The following is a 16,711-nucleotide window of genomic DNA, read 5'->3' on the forward strand; positions in this document are numbered from 1 at the left end:
TATGCCGTAGCGCCGCCAGACAGGACAAGGTGATGACAGAAAAACTGCAACTCGAAATTCCCCTCATTCTTCCTGAAATCCCGGATTCGAGCGATGGTTGCGTCGATCGGTTGACTAAAAACCTGATTGCGCGACCGGGCATCGATCAGGCGCATATCCTTGCTCCTGAAGGGGATAAGCCGGCGCTGCTGTGCATCCATTACGATCCGGAAGCGGTTTCCTTGTCGCGCATTCGCGATATTGCACGTGCCGCGGGCGCAGCGATCGCCGAGCGCTACGGTCACGTCCTCTGGTCGGTCAAAGGCATCGGACATCAGCGCAAGGCCCGCGCGGTCGGCGAGCAATTGCGAGCCCTGCCGGGAGTTCTGGAAGCCGACGCGAATGCCGCAGGCATGGTCCGTATCGAGTTCGATGTCGAACGGATTTCCGAGCGGAAACTTCAGGATGCTCTCGCAGCAATGAGCGTCCGCCAAACAAGGCGTTCTCTGGTCTTGCCGACAAGCGATGCCCATGCCGGTCATGACCATGGGCCAGGGGAGCATGATCCCCACAAGGCTGCCGGAAAGGATGCCGGTCACGATCATGATCATGGCAATTTTCTGGGGCCGAACACCGAGTTGATCTTTGCGCTCGCTTGCGGCGCGCTGCTCGGCGTTGGCTTCGCCATCGAGAAGCTGGTTGCGGGCGCGCCGGGTTGGTTGCCGACCGCGCTCTATATTGCGGCCTATGTCTTCGGCGGCTTCTTTACGCTTCGCGAGGCAATCGACAATCTCAAGCGCCGCAAGTTCGAGATTGATACACTGATGCTGGTTGCGGCGGCCGGTGCTGCCGCGCTTGGCGCTTTCGCGGAAGGTGCCCTGCTGCTCTTTCTGTTCAGCCTCGGCCACGCTCTGGAACATTATGCTATGGGCCGTGCGAAGCGGGCTATCGAGGCGCTGGCGGAACTGGCGCCTCAAACAGCACTGCTTCGCTTGCAAGAGGGTGGTACCAAGGAAGTAGCCGTCGAGGAGCTGGTGCTGGGCGATATTATCGTCGTCAAGCCCGACGCGCGTGTGCCAGCTGATGGTTTTATCACCAAGGGAGCGACCAGCATCAACCAGGCGCCCGTGACCGGCGAGAGTATGCCTGTCGATAAGCATGCCGTTCCAGATGAAAAAGCAGCCAGGGCCAACCCGGACCGAGTCGACGCGGCGAGCCGAACATTTGCGGGAACGATCAACGGTAGCGGCTTGATCGAGATCGAGGTCACGCGTCTCTCAAGCGAAAGCACGCTTGCGAAGGTCGTCAAGATGGTCAGCGAAGCGGAGACGCAGAAGTCGCCGACACAGCGATTCACCGATCGCTTTGAACGGATCTTCGTTCCGCTAGTTCTTCTGCTGGCTTTCGCATTGCTGTTCGCTTGGGTCGTTGTAGATGAACCTTTCCGAGACAGCTTCTATCGTGCCATGGCGGTGCTGGTGGCCGCGAGCCCGTGCGCACTTGCGATCGCCACGCCGAGTGCGGTCCTTTCCGGTGTCGCGCGAGCCGCGCGTGGCGGCGTGCTGGTCAAAGGCGGTGCCCCCCTCGAATTGCTGGGATCATTGAAGGCCATTGCGTTCGACAAGACCGGTACGCTGACGCGCGGCGAGCCGCATATTCAACGCATCGTGCCGGCAGCGGGCGTTACGCAGGAAGAATTAATGGCCATCGCGGTCGCGGTGGAGAGCCTTTCGGATCATCCGCTGGCGCAAGCGATAGCACGTGACGGACGCGACTATATCGGCGACCGCATGATACCCGAGGCGAGCAGTCTCAAGAGCATGACGGGCAAGGGCGTGTCGGCGATTGTGGGCGAGGATGAAATCCTGATTGGCAAGCCCGAGATGTTCGGGGCTGATGGTCTTCCGGCGCTTTCGGATGAGATGAAGACGACAATCGAACTGCTGCGGGAAGGCGGCCAGACGACCATGATTGTGCGGCGCAACAATCGCGACCTGGGCGCGATCGGACTCATGGACACGCCGCGAGACACCGCACGAGAAGCCCTTGAGCGGCTGCGTGCCATCGGTATCGAGCGGATGATCATGATTTCGGGGGATAACCAGCGGGCGGCCGAAGGCATCGCCGCGCAGGTTGGACTGGACGAGGCATGGGGCGATCTCATGCCAGAAGACAAGGTCGAAGCGATCAAGAAGCTGCGCGGCGAGGCAAAGGTCGCGATGGTAGGCGATGGTGTTAACGACGCTCCCGCCATGGCGAGCGCGACGGTAGGCATCGCCATGGGGGCCGCAGGATCAGACGTCGCGCTCGAGACGGCGGATGTCGCCCTGATGGCCGATGACCTGTCGCATCTGCCGTTCGCGGTTGGCCTCAGTCGCACCACGCGGTCAGTAATCCGCCAGAATGTCTTCGTCAGCCTCGGCGTAGTCGCATTTCTGGTGCCGGCGACCATTCTCGGTCTCGGTATTGGTCCAGCGGTTGCGGTGCATGAGGGATCCACACTTTTGGTAGTGTTCAATGCGTTGCGGCTGCTTGCTTATCGCGACAGCAACGCTGCCTGACATCCAAATCCTTTTGATGAGAGGAGACAGAGAATGAATGAAGCTTCTTCCAAGCAAAGTATGCTTTGTCCGGTCTGTCGGGTTCAACTGACTCTTTCCGAGCGGCAGAGTGTGGAGATTGATTATTGTCCGCAATGTCGGGGTGTCTGGCTCGATCGGGGTGAACTCGACAAAATCATCGAGCGCTCAGAACGTGTCGAAGAGCCTCGTGGTCGGCTTTCACCCAACTTTGACCGACAGCACAGTGACGATCGCAGGGGGCACGGGTACTCAGGTCATCATGGTGGTAAGCGGCGGCGCGGGTTTCTTTCCGAACTGTTCGACTGAGAGCATGATCTTGCCACTGTCGGGTATCTTCTACTCGTTTTGCGGTGTTGCAGGGGATGGTCAATCTTTCGAAGATTTCAGGCACAAGAGGAGCCGGAGGTTCTCCGCCTGACTGCGTGTTGCCCGGCGGCGAGATACTTGCTGGAGGATATGTTTGATTGCCTAAGGTCCTGAGCAACGCTCTCCAGCAACGACTAAGTCGGGTTGGCGTTCATCATCGACGTCATCCTGTGAGCACGATCTGGACCTTGCGGCGATGGGCACTACTCGTGGTCGCGCTTTTAGCCGCAATTTATGCTGTTGATGTAGCGCAACCTTGGAATCCGGCGGTCACTGAGTGCTTCAAGCTCGGATCGAGCTACTTCGAATCACATCAATCACCGGTTTCAGAGGGGAAGGCGGGTGATCACCACCATGCCGGATGTGAGGGACCCGGCTTGATTGGGGTGTCAAGCGATGCCGCAGCAGAGTTCTCTTACTATCCAAGGAACCCAGCAGGATTGTCAGATTCAGTCGCGGCTGCAAGCTGGTCAGCCGGACCTAGGCTCAGGCCTCCCATAGATTCCCGATCCTCTCGCGTCATGTCCTGACGCCGCTTTGATAAATTACATTATTGCGCATCGGATATTTTCAGCAGTTGGGTTCGGGCTCTTTCGGGTCAGGAAGGTGCGTTGATGAACGCACGAGGCGGACGAAAAGCTTGGTGACCAATTCTGGTATCAGATGGGTGCAGCCATTGCTGACAGGATTAATTATGCAAATTACTAACGATAAGTCCCCCGACGGGCGGGCGTTTGACTTGGGTTGGCATTCTGATCGACCGTTAAGTGTTTTCTTGGAGACTGCTCTTGTCGCGCCGCGACGAGGCGCAGTTCGTAAACTTTTGCGTCGTGCTCGCATGTCTCAGGCGCAGCGAACCGCCGACATTGCTTCTGCCCCCGATCGACTTGTCATGAGGGAGCACATTTTTCCGGAGGTCGCGCGTCGGGCTGGAAATATCCTATTCGTTGGTGTTCGTGCATATACGTGTGAATATCCGGCTCAATTTGAGGAACACGGCGGTGTTTGCTGGACGCTGGACAAGGATCCTCACGCATCCGTGTATGGCGTCGAGGGGCGACACGAGACAGGTTGCGTGACAAAGATTGGCGAACTGTTCCCTGATACCGTGTTCAGGACGATCGTTCTGACTGGAGTGCTTGGTTTCGGGGTAAACCGCTTTTCGGACCAGTTGCGCTCCTTGGCGGCTTGTGCTGGCGCATTGGAGCTCGATGGAACTCTGATTCTGGGCTGGAATGACCGGCGCGTTCATTCTTCCTTGCTGGAGGAGGCCGCGTGCAGATGGTTTGATTTTCGAAACTTCGCACATCTTCCGCCCCGAATTTGGGTGACAGGGTATGACCACAACTTTGCCTTCTTGCGGCGGCGAGGCAGCGGAATGTGAACTGAGCCGCGAATAGATTGCGCACCGACGAGGAGCATTGCTTCGAAGCGTCACCCTTCGTTCGATCCGTCAGGGAGGAGTTTTCCGTCTTGGTCACTACTTGGTGTCGCTCGACGGATGGGAGTCGGAATTCATTCGGTTTCGGCGCTCTGCCACCCGGGCGGGGAGAAGTTCGGTCGGCTCGGATAGGGCTGGGAAAACAGCGCTATAGATGATCGAGCGTTCTTCCCGGGGGCTTCCGACGAGGCCGGATTGCTCGCGCAGACTGAGATGGAATGAGATGCGCGATGCAGGCGCGCCGCCCAAGGCTCGGGCGATAGCACCGGCGCATCGACCGTCGGTGCCGGCAACGACCAAAAGTCGCACGCTCCGAAGGCGGGTCTGGTTCGAAATGGCAGTGAAAGCAGTGAGCGCTTGATCTTCGTCCATAGGCCATTCAATGGTTCAGTATTACTTGAAATGAAGCCGTCTGGACGAGCGGCGGGAACAGAGCGATCGGATGAGCAATAACCGCATCGCCGCGCGCGAACCCGCGATCGGCGCCGCTTCGTGGCGAAACAGGGAGCAGTCCTTTCTAGGTCTGCTAATGCGCTGCAGTCGCGACGCAATGCGACAAATCTTTTTGCTGTTTACGTTCCTGATGGTGGCATTTCCTTGCCTCAGTGCTCCGGCGTCGGCGCAGACGGCGCCCGCGCAAACCATCTGGCGGTTGCTTGACTATATCGCGGTCGATTATCCTGAAGCCGTCGAGAACGGAAAGGTGGTCAACCAAGCAGAGTTCGACGAGATGGTCGAGTTTTCGTCCACCGCGAGCAAGCTGATCGGCGAACTGCCCGCGTCATCCGCGAAGGCCGAACTTTCCCGACAGGCGGCCCGCCTCGAACGGATCGTCGCGTTTAAGTTGCCCGCACCGGCCATCGCTATGGCGGCGCGTGGCCTCGCCGCCGATCTCATCAAATCCTATCCGGTGCCCCTCGCCCCGACGCTTGCGCCGGACTTGGCGCGCGGCAAGGCGCTCTTTGCCGAACAATGCGCGAGTTGCCACGGCACCATCGGCAAGGGCGATGGTCCCCAGGCCGCGGGCCTCGATCCGCCCGCGATCGCCTTCACCGACGAAGTGCGCGCGCGCGAACGCAGCATCTTCGCGCTCTATCAGGTGATCGAGCAGGGCCTGGACGGTACCGGCATGGCAAGCTTCGCGAACCTGCCGCCGCAGGATCGCTGGGCGCTCGCTTTTTATGCCGGGTCGCTCGCCTATCCAGAAGAGCTGGTGGCAAGCGGTAAGGCGCTGTGGAATAGCGATGCCGATCTGCGCACACGTCTCGATCTCGAGAAGCTGGTCGGCACGACGCCGGCCGCGCTGGCTGCAGAAATCGGCGAGGACAAAGCCCAAGCGCTGATGTCCTATTTGCGGCGCCATCCCGAAGCGGTCGCTGCAGCGCAGGCGACTGGCACGCTGACGTTGGCGCGTGCGAAGCTGGATGAAGCGCTTGCAGCTTACGGACGCGGTGAGCGCAAGGCCGCGACCGATCTGGCGCTGTCGGCTTATCTCGATGGGTTCGAGCCGGTCGAGGCGGTGCTTTCTGCGCGTGACAATGCGCTGATGATCCGCATCGAGGGCGCGATGGCGGACCTACGCGCTGCGATCGCGCGCGGTGAGCCGGTCGATACGGTCAGGGGGCATGCCGCAACGCTCGACGATCTGTTCGAAGACGCGGAAGGCGCCTTGGCACCAGGCGAAGCCTCTGCAACGTCGAGTTTCGTGGCCGCCTTCACCATCCTCGTCCGCGAGGGGCTGGAAGCGATCCTGATCGTCATCGCCATGATAACGTTCCTCGCCAAGGCTGATCGGCGCGACGTGCTTCCCTATGTCCATGGCGGGTGGATCGCTGCGCTCTTCGCCGGGGCCGGCACCTGGGCAGCCGCAACCTGGCTCATTACCATCAGTGGGGCGAGCCGCGAACTGACTGAAGGCTTTGGTGGCGTCTTCGCGGCGTTGGTGCTGCTGTGGGTCGGCATCTGGATGCATGGCAAGAGCAACGCTGATGCCTGGCAACGCTATATCCGCGACAAGCTCGGCCGAGCCCTCAACCGGCGCTCGGCCTGGTTCCTGTTCGCCCTGGCTTTCATTGTCGTGTATCGCGAGGTGTTTGAGACGATCCTGTTCTACGCGGCAATTTGGAGCCAGGGGAATGGCGGCGCGGTCGTCGCCGGTGCGTTCGCCGCGATCGCGGTGCTGGCGGTCATCGCCTTCGTCATGCTGCGCCACAGCCGCACGCTGCCGATTGGCAAGTTCTTCGCCTATAGCTCGGCGCTGATCGCGGTGTTGGCGGTGGTGCTGATCGGCAAGGGTACTGGCGCGCTGCAGGAAGCGGGCTATCTGCCGATCACGCCTTGGCCCGGTTTCCCACGCAGCGACCTGCTCGGGATTTATTCGACGCGTGAAACGATCCTCGCGCAATTCGCTATGCTGGTGCTGCTCGCGCTCGGTTTCCTTTGGAACCGGCGTGCAGCGCAGGCGAGCGCCGCATGAGGCGAGAGGAACTGCGGGACCTGTTGGAGACGCGGCAGGTCGCGATGTATTTTGTGGCGGTCTGTCTCGCTGCAGTCGTCGCCGCGGTACTCAGCGGCACTGAGAGTCTGGAGCCAGCAATCAGTCCGGCGTTGGCACTCATGCTCTTCGTGACCTTCTTGCAGGTGCCGCTCGCCTCGTTGCGTGAGGCGTTCCGCAATGGCCGGTTCTTCGGGGCACTGCTTGCTGTCAATTTCGCGGCCATGCCCATCCTGGTGATGATCCTCGTTCAGTTTGCGCCGCCCGAGCCGCTTGTCCGGCTCGGGATCCTCATTGTGCTGCTCTGCCCGTGCATCGACTATGTCGTCACCTTCTCCCATCTCGGCCGCGCCGACGCCCGGCTGCTGTTAGCAGCGACGCCGGTACTCCTCGTCGTGCAGATGCTCTTGCTGCCGCTATGGCTCACCCTGTTCCTCGGGTCGCAGGCCGCAGACCTGATGCAGATGAGGCCGTTCGTTCACGCCTTCCTGTGGCTGATTGCCATACCGCTGGCCTTCGCCGTGCTCTGTCAGATGTGGGCGGCTCGCAGCGCAGCGGGCACCCGCGTTGCTGAAACGCTCGGGCTGCTCCCGGTGCCCGCGACGGCGCTCGTCCTGTTCATCGTCATCGCCGCCGTCGTTCCGCAACTCGGTCCGGCTGTGGCAACCGTGTTAGCGGTCGCGCCGCTTTACATCGCCTTTGCAGCGATGGCACCGCTGGTTGGCTGGGGCGTCGCGCGTCTCGTCAGGCTGGACGCGCCAGCGAGCCGCGCGGTCGCTTTCAGCGCAGCTACGCGCAATTCGCTTGTGGTATTACCGCTCGCGCTAGCTGTGCCCGGCGCGATACCGCTGCTGCCCGCCGTCATTGTCACTCAGACGCTTGTCGAGCTTGTTGCTTCGCTCATTTACATCAGGCTGATGCCGCTTCTGGGTAATAAATAGGATTCAATTGGAAATTGTCGTTCGTTTTCTCCACTTACTGGTTGATCTGCGCCGGAAGATATCAAGCTGAGCGCGGGTTGATTATGATCATATTATCCTACCTTCTAAATTTCACTCAAGTTGCGGGCCGGAAAGTTGCTGATTTTCTGGGTCGCCGCTTTTGCGGCGCGTAAACGCGTTATTCTCTCCATCCATTGGTCGCGCCGAACACGGCGTGGCTAAGGCGCACCTCGCCGAATTCGTTAAAAATCCGCCATGCGGTCGATCGGCGGACCGCACGCGTCCCGTGCTGGGTATGCTGGCGCTTACCGGATAACGGCACACGCAACGCGTGCGCCCGCCCCGCCGATCGGTTGCGTGACATGGTCATCGGGGCTGGCGTGAATAACCAGGGCGGACCCATCGGCATCGAGAAGGTTCGGCCGGGATGACGCTGCGTCCAGCGAGACAAGTGCCGAGAAGGCTTCGGCATTGACGGTGCCGTCCGCCGCCACATGAATATTCGGCAATTCCCCAAAGTCCGGCCCTTCCGGATTGAGAAGCCCGTGAGGTGTCTTGTGATCCTCGTGGTTGATATGCGCGCCCGATTTCTGGAAGCCTTGGTCGGAGCAATCGCCAGTCGCATGGAAATGCATGGCGTGCCAGCCAGGCGTCAGCCCGGACGCCGTCAGACGCAGAAGCACGCCACTGCGACCGTTGGTCAAGGTCACCTCTCCGATCTTGCCGCCGCCGGCCTGAACGATGTCGCTCTTGACGGCTTTCGGCGCGGAAGTTTGCGCAATCGCCGCGGTTGCCGTTGCGAGTCCCAGGATCGTCAAAGCCGCTATCCCATATTTCATCGCTCTATCTCCTTCCGCGTGAATTATTTACCCTCGTCCAATGGACTGCGGAGGGTCGCCGGTCAGTGCCCTTTCCGGACCCGGCCCAGACCGCTTGTCGCCGGAGGGATGGCTATGGGATATTCCTCGCCTTTTTGCGACCGACAAGAGGCAACATGCGATGCAGCACGAGGTCGCGATCTATGAAATGGTGTTTTAGAGCGCCCAACACATGTAAGGCGAGGACGACGTAGATCGCTTTAACCATGATCTTGTGCGAATCACCGAGCGCTCCTGCAACATCCTCGTCCTGCGGTAGTGGCAGGTTAGGGGCTGGCAGCACTCCATAGAGCGGGACTTCGGGCGTAGCGCCTGCTGACGCCGCGGCCCATCCCAGCAACGGGACACCGATCATCAGTACGTAGAAGACAATATGGGTGCCGCGCGCCAGCGCCCGTTCCCAAAACCACATATCTTGGGGGAAGGGCGGCCAGGGATGTGAGATCCGCCAACCCAGCCTGAACAGGCTCAACAGCAGCACCGTGATGCCGACAGACTTGTGGAGTTGGTAATAGCCGAGCTTTTGTGAAGGCGCCGCATCTTCCATCCAACCCCCGAACGTCGCATTGGCGAAGATGAGGATGAAGATCGTCCAATGGAGGATGATCGAAACAATGGAATAGCGAGATTTGGCTTCTTGCATCGATATGTCCCCGGCAGCCTCTGGCGAGGGTAGCATGAGTCCAAGCCCGTTGCTTGCAGCGCATGCTGACCGGTTACGCAGAAGCACTGTGAGCGCTTGTGCGGGCCGCAAGCCCAACGTGCTTCCGGCGCGCGCCGTGAGGTTAGCTTGGATCCCCAGACAATCACATCGCTGCTCTCGCCGGCAAACAGCAAACCAGATCATCCGGGCTAGACACGTGCGACCCAATGCTCGGCCATCACTCAATGATCTTTGCAAAGGCATCTTCTTTGGAAGGGACTTTTACATCAACTCATCGATCAGCAGCAAGCCAAGGAAGCCGACAAAGAACATCGCGCTAATGAGTGGACTGTCGGGTCGCTCGTGTGCTTCGACAAGCAACTCTTCGGTGACGAGGTAGAGCAGTGCCATCAGACCGAAACTCAGGAGGCCCACGATTACCGGCGTCGGTAACATGGCGACGGGCATGGCGACTGTGGTGCCTAGTGGCAAGAGCAGGCTGAGCCCGAATACGGTTGCGATCACGCGCAGTTTTGACGCGAGCGTCTCACTGAGTTCGGCCGTGACGGTGACACCGAGGAACAACACCTCCAGCGTCAGAGCAACGGTCAGAAGCACGCCAGCCTTCTGCCCAGCGATGAATGCCAGCCCGAGGACCAGGCCATCGACAAGAATGTCAATGCCGACAGCGCTGAGCATCGCCACCGGGCCTTTCGCGCGTCCTTCGAGCTCCTTTAGAAGCAACATAACGCCGACGCCGATCATGCCGCCGACGAGCGTGGCAAAGGGCGAGGCATCGTGTTTGATCTGCGGCAGGATTTCAGTCGCGGCCGCCGCGAACACCACGCCTGCGGCAAGATGCTGCATGGCGCTGACAAAGCTCGCGCTGGGCCTTCGCAACAGCGACAGGAGCGCCCCGGCCATAACGGCCGCGACCGGGATAATCGTATAGGCGATCGCTGGCATCAACACCCCCTCAGGCGCGAGCGCATTTGCGCGAGGGCTTACCCGGCTCGCGAACATCGATGTCCTTACCGGACACGGTAAGGGTCATGCCATTTCCGGCATAGGTGCTGTCGGGGGCGGGCGCTGTCAGCCGCGCTGACGGACCGGAAGACCCCTGCCTTACATTGATCGACAATTCGTCCTTGAGAAAATCCACATAAATGACGTCGCCACCGACGCACCGATAGGTATGGCTCGCAACGATCGGTGGCGGCATCGCGACGGGTGGAGCCTCCGCCTGGTTGTTGCTGGATGTGTCGGCCGTGTCGGTGCCGGAGCACCCGGCAAGCAAAGCGGCGCACGGCAATGCCAGCAGAATAAGGTTTCGCGCCCGCGCAGTCCGGCCCGGGAGGTCAGCTTCCTTGGAGGGGCATGTCATGGCAATCTCCTTTCGATGGTAGGTGCTTACGAGCGTGGGCATACCGATCCGACATGGGCAACAACGCCCGGTGCCGGACCGCGATCATTTGAAGCCCGGTTCGAACAGTGTGCCTCCAAAAAGGTTGAGGTCGCGCGCTTCGGCACGCCCCATCGCGGCCAGCAGTGTGAATCCGGCAACATATGCATCGCGTTCGGCGGTGACGAGCTGGACGCGGCTGTTGAGCAGTTCCTGCTCCGCGTTGAGCACGTCGAGAACATTGCGTGTGCCGACGCTGTTTTCCGCCCGAACCCCCTCCAGGGCGAGCGTGTTGGCCGCAATCGCGGTCTTGGACGACTGGATCACCGTCTGCGCGGCCAGATAGCGCGAATAGGCCGCGCGCGCTTCGGCAACGACGCGCCGTTCGATGAAGATGATTTGCTCGATCGCCTGGCTTTCGAGCGCGGTTGCGCGCCGCACCTGGGCGGCCGGCAGGCCGCCTTGATAGAGCGGGATCGTCGCTGAAAGCCCGATGGTCGCCGTCGTTTGGGCCTGCTGGAACACGCGTCCGGGGATGTTGCTCGCGAGCGTACCGAGATAATTGTTGTAGCCGCTGCTTCCCACAACCGAGAGCGTGGGCAAGCGCGAGGCCGCCGCTACACGGACATCGTAGCGCGCAGCCTTGGCATCGGCCTTCGCCGCGACAAGCTGCGGATTGTTTTCGACGGCAATGGCGACGGCATCGGCGGACGATCGTGGTAGACCCGGCAGCGCCGGCGGTGATTCCAGATCGCGTGCGGGCAGGCCGACGAAACGGAGATAATTTTCCAGGCTGGTATCGAGTTGCGCGAGCGCCGTTTCGAGCTGGCCTTGGGCCACGGCAAGACGTGCCTCCGATTGCGCGACATCGGTACGGGTCAGATCCCCGACCTCGAAGCGATCGTGCGTAGCCCGAAGGTTGGTTTCGAGGACAGCGACATTGCGACGGTTGAATCCTACGATCGCGTCATCGCGCATAACGTCCATGTAGACAGAGACGATTGCCGTGAAGAGATCGGCTTCGGTGAAGCGCAGGTTCGCACGGCCCGATTCCACGCGCGCATCGGCTGCACGGATCCCGTTCTTGACGCGGCCGCCCTGATAGAGCGGAAACGATACGTTGGCATTTGCGCTCGTGGCCCGCAAGGGCGCGGAGAAGCTATTGGCAGAACGCACGACAAATTCCTGATAGTCGGCGGTCGCGCTCAATGCCGGGCGCGCCGCCGCCTTCGCGATCGGCACACCTTCATCCGTGGCGCGCAAACCAGCCCGCGCCCCGGTCAGGCTGGGATTGGTGCGATAGGCATGGATCAACGCCTCGCGCAGGGTTTCGCCATGCGCGGGGCTCGCCGCGATAAGTGGTAGGGCAATCCAGGCGAATCTTGGGAATGAGTTCATAGCGTATCTCCATTTTTCTGAAAAGTAAGCAATCGCGCCGTCCTCGGCGCGGCGAGCGGCGGCAGCGAGGCTCAGCGCTTCAGACACGCGATGATCGCTGACATGACGGCCGCGGTCTCATCGACATCGCGCACTTTCACCACGTCCACGCCGGTCTGCGCGGCGGGATAGTCGTTGCCGCCCGGATAGATCGCATCGCCGAGGAACAGCATTCCCGCCAGCGGCACGCCGCTTTCCTCGCTTAGCCGCTTCAGGCCGTAGCCTTTGTCGACACCTTCGCGGGTCACATCGATCGACGTCGTGCCGCCAAGATTGACCGACAGGCCCGGCAGCGCCGCGCGCAGCGTCTCTTGAAGGGCGATGCGCTTGGCGCGGTCCGGGTCCCAGCTCTTCTTCGCGAGCAGTGGTGCGTTCTGGCCGAGGCCAGAGAAGGTAATCTGGCTTCCCCGATCTTCGACCCGAGCCCCCCAGGCCCGCTCATCGGCGACTCTCACTATTGACAGCGCGTGGTCAAAGGCAGCGCGGATCTTCGCCTTTTCCGCTTCATCGAACAACTCGGCATAGATTGTGCGCCACTCGCCGTTGATGAAGCGATAGAGCTTGGTGCCCGTGGTGGGCATCAGCCATAATCGATCACGCGCTGAGTCGGCCGGCAATCGCGAAGCGACTTGTCTATAGAATTGCGGCCAATCACCCCCCGAGATCACCGCGACATCCGCCAGCGCGAGCAGGCGGATGAGCAACGCTGCCATCTCGGCAGACAAGGGGCGTTTGCTTTCGGTAAGAGTGCCGTCGAGATCGAAGACGATCAGCCACTTCATGTCGCATCACCTGCTGGAGCGCGATCGGCGAGAAGGGGGTAGTGCATAGCTGACATCAGACTTTCTCTCGGCACAGATCCTTCATCGCAGCCACTGAATGACCGCCACTAAGATCAGGATGATTGCTGTGACGCCCACCACGACCAGCCTCTCCGCCCGCGGATCGCCGACATTCCTTATGCGCGCGGCGACCTGCCAGGCTGGCCGCAGCCGGACGCGCCAAGACCCCGCGACAATCCGGTCCAGTTCGGCGTCCGACAGACCGAAAAATGCTTTCACATCATCGCGCGCACGGCTTTTCAGGCCCATGACGCGCAGGATCGGATCGTCCCATGCGACGTCGATCGCACTCGGGCTGGAGAACAGCGGCCCTCGTTTGTCCTCGCCGGCCCAGGAGGGAGAGAGAAGCCCGATAATCTGGCGGGGATCGCGTTCCAGCAATACCGCCCAGCGGTCGAGCCGCACATGCCTATCCTCCTTGCGAACCTCGGGATCGGCCACACACCGATCGGCCCAAGCCCGATCGACCAGAACCCGCAGGCGCCGTTTCAGGCGGGCATCGGAGGACCAGATGTGCTTCACGGGCTGTCCGATGCGTCGATGTCGTCATGGGTTGCGCGCTTCAGCGGCCGCGAGCCGCGCAACGTCAGGAAGGTTGTCAGGCTAAGCACCAGCGCGATATCGTAAAGGCCGTAGCCCACCGCTGCCCCGAGAGCGCCGGTCGCCCACAGGCTGGCGGCAGTCGCCGTGCCAGACGCTTTCCCTTTATGCTTCAAGATCGCGCCACCACCGATGAAGCCGACGCCGGTAATCAAGCCCTCCAGCAGGCGCGCTTGTGCCGGCGAGGTGCGGCCGAGGATCGCGATCCCGACGAGCACGAAGCCGCAACTGGCGATCGCGACCAGCGGAAAGGTTCGAATGCCGGCGCTGCGTTCGTCCTTCTCGCGATCCCAACCAACGGGCAACGCGAGGGCATAGGCGATCGCCAGGCTGAAGATGTGCGTGAGGGATTCGGACCACGGTGGAAACGTCATTCGGCAGACCCCATCCGGATCGGGAATATGTCACAGGCTGCAGCCATGGATCTGTTCACCGTCGTCCCTCCGCATCGCGATAGGCGAGCAGTCGGAGAGCGTTGAACACCACGAGCAGCGTCGACCCTTCATGCACCGCCACTGCCGGGCCGATACCAAGTCCGAGAATGGTTGCCGGCACCAGGAGGGCGACCACACCCAGGCTGACGAACACATTCTGCAGGATCACCGAACGGGTGGTGCGGCTGAGCCCGACCGCAAAAGGCAAGTGCGACAGATCGTCGGCCATGAGCGCGACATCGGCCGTTTCCAGCGCGACGTCCGAACCCGCCGCGCCCATCGCGATCCCGACCGTCGCGCTCGCCATCGCCGGCGCGTCGTTGACGCCGTCGCCGACCATCGCGACTTTCGCTTCGGCGCGCAGCTTCTTGATCGCCTCCACCTTGTCCTCCGGCATGAGATCGCCCCATGCCTCTTCGATCCCCACTTCACGCGCGATCGCTTTGGCCGCCCGTTGATGGTCGCCGGAGATCATAATCATCCGCTTGATGCCGATTTCGTGCAGCCGCTTGAGCGCGGCCTTGGCCGTTTCGCGCGGCGTGTCGAGCAAGCCGATCGCGCCAAGATCGCGGCCATCGCGCTGCACGACCATGCTGGTCTGTCCACTCTCTCGCAATTGCTCGACGGCCTCCACCATCGCGGGAGACAGTGGCGGGATGCCATCGGCGCCGAACATTCCCGGCTTGCCAATCAGGACCTCATCTTCACCGACAAGGGCCGAGACGCCGCGACCCGTCAGGCTCTTCAGGCTTTCCGCCTGCGGGATGGAACGGTTTCCGACATGATCGCGCCCGTCACGTGCTATTGCTTGCGCCAGTGGATGATCGCTCAAGGATTCGACCGCTACTGCGATCGCCATAAGCTCCTGCTTGTCCACGCCGGTCGCCGGGATGATCTGCTCGATGCGCGGCTCGCCCATGGTGAGCGTGCCGGTCTTGTCGAAGGCGATAGCCTCGAGCGAGCCAAGCAGTTCGAGCGGGGCACCGCCCTTGACGAGAACGCCGCCTCGCGCGGCGCGGGCAACGCCCGACAGGACCGCGCTGGGCGTGGCAATAGCCAGTGCGCAGGGACTAGCTGCCACCAAGACGGCCATGGCGCGATAGAAGCTATCGCGAAACGGCTCATCCACGACTGTCCAGGCGAATAGGAGCAGCACGGCCAAAGCTAGGACCACCGGAACGAACACCCGCTCGAACCGATCTGTGAACCGCTGCGTGGGGGACTTCTGCGTCTCCGCTTCGCTCACCATTTTGACGACCTTCGCGAGCGTGCTTTCGCTAGAAAGACGCGTGACCTCGATATCGATCAGTCCGCTGCCGTTGATGGTCCCGGCGAATACGCGATAGGCTCGATCCAGCTTATCCGGATTGGCGCGTGCTGCATCGTCGTCTGTGACTGGCCGCTTGTCGACGGGCATGCTTTCGCCCGTCACCGGTGCCTGGTTGACCGACGTTGTGCCTTTGACGATGAAGCCGTCGGCGGGAACGCGCGTGTCAGGCCTCACTACGACGATATCGCCCCATACCAATTCCTCGACCGGCAATTCCTCGGTGCTTCCGTCGAGGCGACGAACGATAGCTGTCGGAGGCGTCAGCTCGGCGAGCGCTTCGATCGCCCGTCTTGCGCGACCCATCGCGTAATGTTCCAGAGCGTGTCCAAGGCTGAACAAAAAGAGGAGCAGGGCACCTTCCGCAAATGCACCCAGCGCCGCTGCACCCGCGGCTGCCACAAGCATAAGCGTATCGATCTCGAATTTGCGCAGCTTCAGATTCTCGATCGCCTCGCGCAGCGTGAAAAAGCCACCAAAGACATAGGCCGATACGTAGAGCGCGGTGGGGAGCCACAGCGGCGCGCCGGCAACGAGTTTCTCGATGGCAAAACCGATCGCGAGCAACCCGCCACAGGCAAGTGCGAAAATCAGCTCGGTGTTCGGGCCGAGGAAGGCGCCGTGAGCATGATCATGATCTGCATGATCCCTCCCGGCATGTTTGTGTCCGTCAGCCTCGCCGTGCTCTTCGCTGCCGGCCGGAGTCGGCCGGCTTGCAGTTGGCATGTTGCGCGGCGTTATTCCCAATTCAAGAAGTGCGTCTGAGATCTGTCGCTCGGTTAGTTTTTCCCGGTCGAACTCGACGCGGAGCTGGCCCGATGCGCTCGCGCCCGCTTCTATGATACCCGGAAGCGCCCGCAGCCGGCCGACGACTGTGCGGGCACGCCGCTGGTGGGCGATCCCCTCCACTTCATAGAAAAGATGCCCGAAACGTCCGGTGATCGCCGCACCTGCAGCGTGAGCACTTTCACGTATGCGGGATAAAGAGACGATTTCAGGATCATAGTGAATGCACAGTAGGGCAGGCGTACCATTGTCTGGTACCATGATGTGCGCTTGTTCGACCCCCGGCCGTGCGGCCAGTTCCGAGGTCAGACGCTCGACACACGCGTCGGAAGCGTCAGTGATCTCGGGCAATATGAGGGGAATATCGAGCTGAAGCTTTTGTGTCATGAGTGGTCCTGTCTTGTAGCAGGGCGCTGGCATGGCCCTGCACCCCTGGGATCGATCAGTGGGCTGTCAGGGAGGACGCGCTTGATCCTTGGGCGGGTCGAGCGGGGCTCGGCGGCAAACACGCGTAGGCTTGTCAGGGCGCATTATCGCGATGTCGCTGTTCGAAATTGCT

14 protein-coding genes are annotated in these 16,711 nt (G+C 61.3%); 5 read left to right on the forward strand and 9 right to left on the reverse strand.

The features are described from left to right. The first annotated feature begins 32 nt into the window (after nt 1–32). The 5 genes from WP12_RS13025 (at nt 33) to WP12_RS13045 (ending at nt 7,803) form a co-directional block, all read left to right on the forward strand. Nucleotides 33–2,540, forward strand: coding sequence for a heavy metal translocating P-type ATPase (locus WP12_RS13025; RefSeq protein ID WP_039858509.1), 2,508 nt, complete (start codon nt 33–35; stop codon nt 2,538–2,540). 33 nt (nt 2,541–2,573) lie between these two features. Beyond that, a complete protein-coding gene (locus WP12_RS24155) occupies nt 2,574–2,867 on the forward strand; it encodes a TFIIB-type zinc ribbon-containing protein (RefSeq protein WP_081474083.1) in 294 nt (97 codons plus the stop codon). 754 nt (nt 2,868–3,621) lie between these two features. Next, nucleotides 3,622–4,311: a hypothetical protein gene (locus WP12_RS24865; protein WP_152663991.1), complete on the forward strand. Its 690-nt coding sequence runs from the start codon at nt 3,622–3,624 to the stop codon at nt 4,309–4,311. 622 nt (nt 4,312–4,933) lie between these two features. Continuing rightward, complete coding sequence (locus tag WP12_RS13040; RefSeq protein ID WP_443027869.1) at nt 4,934–6,844, forward strand: FTR1 family protein; 1,911 nt, start codon at nt 4,934–4,936, stop codon at nt 6,842–6,844. After that, nucleotides 6,841–7,803, forward strand: a complete 963-nt coding sequence (locus tag WP12_RS13045) for an arsenic resistance protein (RefSeq protein WP_007015418.1) — start codon at nt 6,841–6,843, stop codon at nt 7,801–7,803. Before WP12_RS13040 ends, WP12_RS13045 begins: the two co-directional genes overlap by 4 nt. A gap of 305 nt (nt 7,804–8,108) precedes the next feature. Here WP12_RS13045 and WP12_RS13050 read toward each other — a convergent pair whose 3' ends face one another. From WP12_RS13050 to WP12_RS13090, 9 genes are all read right to left on the reverse strand, one after another. Continuing rightward, nucleotides 8,109–8,621 carry a superoxide dismutase family protein gene (locus WP12_RS13050; protein WP_235399128.1) on the reverse strand — a complete coding sequence of 171 codons (513 nt, stop codon included), beginning with the start codon at nt 8,619–8,621 and terminating at the stop codon, nt 8,109–8,111. Between the two features lie 133 nt (nt 8,622–8,754). Continuing rightward, nucleotides 8,755–9,324, reverse strand: coding sequence for a cytochrome b (locus WP12_RS13055; RefSeq protein WP_007015416.1), 570 nt, complete (start codon nt 9,322–9,324; stop codon nt 8,755–8,757). A 282-nt stretch (nt 9,325–9,606) separates the two neighbouring features. Then, the gene (locus tag WP12_RS13060; RefSeq protein WP_039858502.1) at nt 9,607–10,290 is read right to left on the reverse strand and encodes a ZIP family metal transporter; all 684 of its coding nucleotides are present in this window, start codon (nt 10,288–10,290) and stop codon (nt 9,607–9,609) included. A 10-nt stretch (nt 10,291–10,300) separates the two neighbouring features. Beyond that, a complete protein-coding gene (locus tag WP12_RS13065) occupies nt 10,301–10,708 on the reverse strand; it encodes a hypothetical protein (protein ID WP_235399129.1) in 408 nt (135 codons plus the stop codon). A gap of 84 nt (nt 10,709–10,792) precedes the next feature. After that, nucleotides 10,793–12,124, reverse strand: coding sequence for a TolC family outer membrane protein (locus tag WP12_RS13070; protein WP_039858499.1), 1,332 nt, complete (start codon nt 12,122–12,124; stop codon nt 10,793–10,795). A gap of 71 nt (nt 12,125–12,195) precedes the next feature. Beyond that, a complete protein-coding gene (locus WP12_RS13075; protein ID WP_007015412.1) occupies nt 12,196–12,945 on the reverse strand; it encodes an HAD-IIB family hydrolase in 750 nt (249 codons plus the stop codon). A gap of 81 nt (nt 12,946–13,026) precedes the next feature. After that, nucleotides 13,027–13,446, reverse strand: a complete 420-nt coding sequence (locus WP12_RS13080; RefSeq protein ID WP_235399130.1) for a hypothetical protein — start codon at nt 13,444–13,446, stop codon at nt 13,027–13,029. A gap of 77 nt (nt 13,447–13,523) precedes the next feature. Beyond that, nucleotides 13,524–13,979, reverse strand: coding sequence for an MgtC/SapB family protein (locus WP12_RS13085; RefSeq protein WP_007015410.1), 456 nt, complete (start codon nt 13,977–13,979; stop codon nt 13,524–13,526). A gap of 55 nt (nt 13,980–14,034) precedes the next feature. Further along, nucleotides 14,035–16,539, reverse strand: a complete 2,505-nt coding sequence (locus tag WP12_RS13090) for a heavy metal translocating P-type ATPase (RefSeq protein WP_007015409.1) — start codon at nt 16,537–16,539, stop codon at nt 14,035–14,037. Between the last annotated feature and the right edge of the window lie 172 nt (nt 16,540–16,711).

It is taken from the genome of Sphingomonas sp. SRS2, assembly GCF_000971055.1.
Lineage (GTDB): Bacteria > Pseudomonadota > Alphaproteobacteria > Sphingomonadales > Sphingomonadaceae > Rhizorhabdus.

What these genes read in the sequence shown, in the direction of transcription:
- WP12_RS13070 (WP_039858499.1), bottom strand. Translation starts at nt 12,124, where the DNA reads ATGAACTCATTCCCAAGATTCGCCTGGATTGCCCTACCACTTATCGCG.
- WP12_RS13075 (WP_007015412.1), bottom strand. Translation starts at nt 12,945, where the DNA reads ATGAAGTGGCTGATCGTCTTCGATCTCGACGGCACTCTTACCGAAAGC.
- WP12_RS13090 (WP_007015409.1), bottom strand. Translation starts at nt 16,539, where the DNA reads ATGACACAAAAGCTTCAGCTCGATATTCCCCTCATATTGCCCGAGATC.
- WP12_RS24155 (WP_081474083.1), top strand. Translation starts at nt 2,574, where the DNA reads ATGAATGAAGCTTCTTCCAAGCAAAGTATGCTTTGTCCGGTCTGTCGG.
- WP12_RS13025 (WP_039858509.1), top strand. Translation starts at nt 33, where the DNA reads ATGACAGAAAAACTGCAACTCGAAATTCCCCTCATTCTTCCTGAAATC.
- WP12_RS13085 (WP_007015410.1), bottom strand. Translation starts at nt 13,979, where the DNA reads ATGACGTTTCCACCGTGGTCCGAATCCCTCACGCACATCTTCAGCCTG.
- WP12_RS24865 (WP_152663991.1), top strand. Translation starts at nt 3,622, where the DNA reads ATGCAAATTACTAACGATAAGTCCCCCGACGGGCGGGCGTTTGACTTG.
- WP12_RS13065 (WP_235399129.1), bottom strand. Translation starts at nt 10,708, where the DNA reads ATGACATGCCCCTCCAAGGAAGCTGACCTCCCGGGCCGGACTGCGCGG.
- WP12_RS13060 (WP_039858502.1), bottom strand. Translation starts at nt 10,290, where the DNA reads ATGCCAGCGATCGCCTATACGATTATCCCGGTCGCGGCCGTTATGGCC.
- WP12_RS13045 (WP_007015418.1), top strand. Translation starts at nt 6,841, where the DNA reads ATGAGGCGAGAGGAACTGCGGGACCTGTTGGAGACGCGGCAGGTCGCG.
- WP12_RS13055 (WP_007015416.1), bottom strand. Translation starts at nt 9,324, where the DNA reads ATGCAAGAAGCCAAATCTCGCTATTCCATTGTTTCGATCATCCTCCAT.